Source organism: Streptomyces sp. NPDC127197 (assembly GCF_042672405.1).
In the GTDB taxonomy this organism is placed as follows: Bacteria; Actinomycetota; Actinomycetes; order Streptomycetales; family Streptomycetaceae; genus Streptomyces; species Streptomyces flavusporus.
On record NZ_JBHXVG010000111.1, the window covers coordinates 1 to 3,820 of the forward strand.

The window sequence follows — 3,820 nt, forward strand, 5'->3', positions numbered from 1 at the left end:
CACAACCGGAGTCACGGGCCTACTACGACAGGAAACGCCACGAGGGCAAGCACCACGTTGCAGCCCTGATCGCTCTCGCCCGACGACGCATCGACATGCTCTTCGCCATGCTCCGAGACGGCACCTTCTACGAGCCCCCGACACCCGCCACGGCCTGACGAAGCCCATAGAGGCACTTTTTCGCGCGGATGTGGGAGCCGTCCACGCACGCGCGGGACCAGTCGAGTTCGCCGGCCGCGTTCAGCTCGGCGAGCAGGATGCGGTGCAGTTGGTCGAAGACCCCAGCCTGCTGCCATCGCTCCAGGCGCCGCCAACAGGTCTGTCCGGAACCGAACCCCAGCTCCAGCGGCAGGAGTTGCCAGGCTATGTCGTTGTGCAGGACGTACAGGATGCCCTGCAGACACAGCCGGTCCGCCACCGGCCGCGGACCCGGCGACTTCTCCGGCCAGGGCGGCAGCAGCGGCTCGATCAGCGCCCACAAGTCGTCGTCCACGATCCACGGCCGGGTGCTCACATCCTCCCGAGCGGCGGAATCGTCACATCGGTCACGCCGGACCAGGGCACTTCAACAAGATCAAGTTACGAGCTCGTAGGACACGGTCTAATACTGCAACCGTCTTTGGCGTGACTGGTTGCCAGGCTGTTCGCCGACCTGGGCATGGATGGGGATCTTGGTGATGTCAGGGCGTAACGGGGAGGCTAGCGAGGTGCCGCGAGTACGTCCCGGAGTACGTTCTCGAGCGTGACGCGGGCCAGCTCGTGTCTCAGGCTCTCCTCGATGCCCTCGTAGATGCCCTGCATCGCCGGCTGGATGCCGTAACCCACCACGCATCCCTGGTCCGGGGTGGTGCGGTGCATCGCGAACAGCGGGCCGGGTTCCACTGCCTCGTACACGTCGAGCAGGGTCATCGACCCCAGCTCGCGCGCCAGCGACCAGCCCGCGCCCACACCCCGCCGGGACTCCACGAGCCCGGCCCTGCGCAGCTCGCCGAGCAGCCGCCTGATCACCACGGGGTTGGTGTTCGCGCTGGTCGCGATCTGCTCGGAGGTGGCGACCTCATGGCCCTGGCGCTGGTAGAGACCGATCCAGGCCAGCGCGTGGGCGGCAAGGGTCAACCTGCTGTTGGCACTCATGAACCCCTCCTCCCGGCCGCAACGCTTTATGTTACGACAGCGCGGTCGTAACAGCGATGGTTGCAACCAGGTGTCGTAACAATTAGCGTTACGACTATCGGGAAGGGTCAATCAACGAGGTGAGAAGAATGAGCAAGCCACTCACGGGCAAGGTCGCCCTGGTCACCGGGGGGTCGCGCGGACTGGGAGCCGCGACCGTACGACTGCTGGCCGAGCAGGGCGCCGACGTCGCCTTCACCTATGTCAGCTCCGAGAAGCAGGCGCAGGCCGTCGTTGACGACGTGCGCCTCAAGGGAGCGAAGGCCATCGCCTTCAAGTCCGACCAGGCAGACATGAGTCAGGCGCCGGCGCTGATCGACGACGTGGTCGCGCACTTCGGCGGCCTGGACATCCTCGTCAACAACGCGGCGATCTCGGTGGAGCAGGGCCGCACGGTGGACGACCCGGACGCCGACACCGCCGCACTGGACCGGATGCACGCCACCAACTACCTCGGCGTGATCGCCGTCATCCGGGCCGCCTCCCGAGTGCTGCGCGCGGGCGGCCGCATCATCACGGTGAGTTCCGGACTGGGCTCCCGGGTCGGTGCCCGGGGCCTTGCCGACTACTCGGCGACCAAGTCAGGGATCGAGAGGTACACCATGGGGGTCGCACGGGACCTCGGGCCCCGGGACATCACGGCCAACGTCGTGGAGGCCGGACTGATGGAGGGCGGCATGGAAGGGCCGGACCCCGAGACCCTCAAGGCCCTGGTCAGCTCGCTGTCCCTGCAACGCATGGGTCACCCCGAAGAAATCGCCGCGGCGATCGCCTTTCTGGCGAGCCCCGCCGCGTCGTACGTCACGGGCGCGGTGCTGGACGCCCACGGTGGCTACAACGCCTGAACCGGAACCCCTGCCGCGCGCCCCGAAGGAAATCCCGTCTTCGGGGCGCGCACCGCCAACGACCCGCGCGTGCGTGGACACGCTTCAAGAAGCCCGGATCGTGATCGTGTTACGAGCTCTTAAGCCGTCTCTCGGCCCAGACACTTTCCGACCCACGTCTATGGTTCTCGCCATGGCAGTCCCCCAGATCATCCCGATCTCCCACGAGCCCGATTACCGCACCAAGACCATCGGGCGGTATGCGGGAGGCCAGTTTTTCGCCTCGGTCACCTATGCCTTTCCAGAAGGGTTCAGGCTCGGCGACGGGTGGGAGGAACAGAAGCGCCTCTACGTCGTGCTACACCGTTTCGACTCCGAGGGTCGGCACATCGACTCGGACATCTGGTGCGCAGGCACGTGGGCTGAGCAGCAGCGACGACCTTACGACGGGGACTCCGTCTCATCTCGAGCCGAGGCACGGATGAGAGCACTTCTCGACGACCTTTCTCAGCGCGAGTACGGGGACATCGCGATCCGCCCGTTCCAGCTGACCGCTGACGGCGTGCTCTTCGGCCTGATCACTGAACGCCACGAAGACGGCGAAGGCGAAGACGACTGGGCCGAGCTCTACCCCGACCGCCTGGGCTTTTCGGCCCCCTGGGACGGTCGATACGACACCTGACGGCCAGCCCACGCACGGGCTCTGCACGCTGCTGCAGTCAGCCAGAACCGCCTCTCTCGCCAGAGTCGTCACTGCGCGGACGCAGCCTACGCCGCGCCGCGGCCAGACGCTCCGCATAGTCTGCTGCGAAGATCCCGGGCAAGGACTTGTACTGCTACCGGGCTGTCCGCGAGGTGCTCGGTGGGTCTCCGATCGGTGAGCTCGCGGCCCGGTATGGCACCTCGCGTCAGACGCTGCACAGCCGGCGGCGGCGGTTCGAGCAGGAGGGCATGCCCGGTCTGCTGGACTGCTCCCGGCGCCCGCGGAACAGCCCCACGCGCCTGTCCGCCGAGGTGGAGGCCGAGATCTGCGAGCTGCGTCGCCGGCATCCCCGGTGGGGTGCCCGCCGGATCTCCCACGAGCTCGCCGGCCGCGGGCTGGAGTCGGCGCCGTCGCGGGCCACGGTCTACCAGGTGCTGTCCCGCAACGGCCTGGTCCGCGCCCAGGAACAGCAGCATCCGCGCAAGTACCGCCGGTGACAGCGCGAGGCGCCCATGTACCTGTGGCAGATGGACCTGGTCGGTGGGGTTCCGCTGGCCGACGGGCGGGAGTGCAAGATGGTCACCGGCATCGACGACCACTCCCGGTTCGTCGTGATCGCCTCCGTCGTGGCGGTGCCCAGCGCCCGGGCGGTGTGCTCGGCCTTCACCGCCGCGATGCGCCGCTACGGGGTGCCCTTCGAGGTCAGCCCCATGCCGGCTCACTCGCATTCCGGCGCGTCACGCTGCCCGATTACCACACACGCCCCGACAGGGCTCCCACTGCCGCAGATCGAGATCCTCGGCGGACTGCGACGGGAGCCACGTCATCACCCACAGCTGCGTTTCCGGCAACTGCTGACGTGGCATACCGGTGTGTAGGTTCCCCTTGATCATCAGCACTGGGCCTTGCGGAAACGCCGGAATCCGGGCTTCGTGAGCAGCGGCCGTGCCGGCTAACTGTGAGCAATCTGGACCCGACGGACTGCGAGGGTGGTTACTTTCCGTGGTGCCGTCGGCCGCGCCTAATACTGCAGCCGCAGTTGCTGTGACCGGTAGGCCGGACGCTCGTTGAGCCGGGCATGGGCGGGGACGTCACGGTTGACGATGTGCAGGGCTGGGCA

3 protein-coding genes and 3 pseudogenes are annotated in these 3,820 nt (G+C 67.4%); 4 read left to right on the top strand and 2 right to left on the bottom strand.

Going from position 1 to position 3,820, the window contains the following annotated elements:
- A pseudogene (locus ACFVJQ_RS45595) lies at window positions 1-158 on the top strand (IS110 family transposase); the annotation flags it as partial.
- Window positions 159-181: 23 nt separating this feature from the next.
- On the opposite strand, the pseudogene ACFVJQ_RS45600 reads toward ACFVJQ_RS45595, so the two are convergent.
- A pseudogene (locus ACFVJQ_RS45600) lies at window positions 182-496 on the bottom strand (transposase); the annotation flags it as partial.
- 203 nt (window positions 497-699) lie between these two features.
- Window positions 700-1,134 (bottom strand): Rrf2 family transcriptional regulator, encoded by a 435-nt coding sequence (locus ACFVJQ_RS45605; RefSeq protein WP_385791865.1) that lies wholly within the window; start codon window positions 1,132-1,134, stop codon window positions 700-702.
- A 128-nt stretch (window positions 1,135-1,262) separates the two neighbouring features.
- Between ACFVJQ_RS45605 and ACFVJQ_RS45610 the strand changes: the two genes are divergently transcribed.
- The 3 genes and pseudogenes from ACFVJQ_RS45610 to ACFVJQ_RS45620 all read left to right on the top strand — a co-directional run.
- Window positions 1,263-2,018 (top strand): SDR family NAD(P)-dependent oxidoreductase, encoded by a 756-nt coding sequence (locus tag ACFVJQ_RS45610; protein ID WP_385791866.1) that lies wholly within the window; start codon window positions 1,263-1,265, stop codon window positions 2,016-2,018.
- 172 nt (window positions 2,019-2,190) lie between these two features.
- Window positions 2,191-2,679, top strand: a complete 489-nt coding sequence (locus ACFVJQ_RS45615) for a hypothetical protein (protein WP_385276751.1) — start codon at window positions 2,191-2,193, stop codon at window positions 2,677-2,679.
- A gap of 131 nt (window positions 2,680-2,810) precedes the next feature.
- Window positions 2,811-3,404: pseudogene (locus ACFVJQ_RS45620) on the top strand (helix-turn-helix domain-containing protein); the annotation flags it as partial.
- Between the last annotated feature and the right edge of the window lie 416 nt (window positions 3,405-3,820).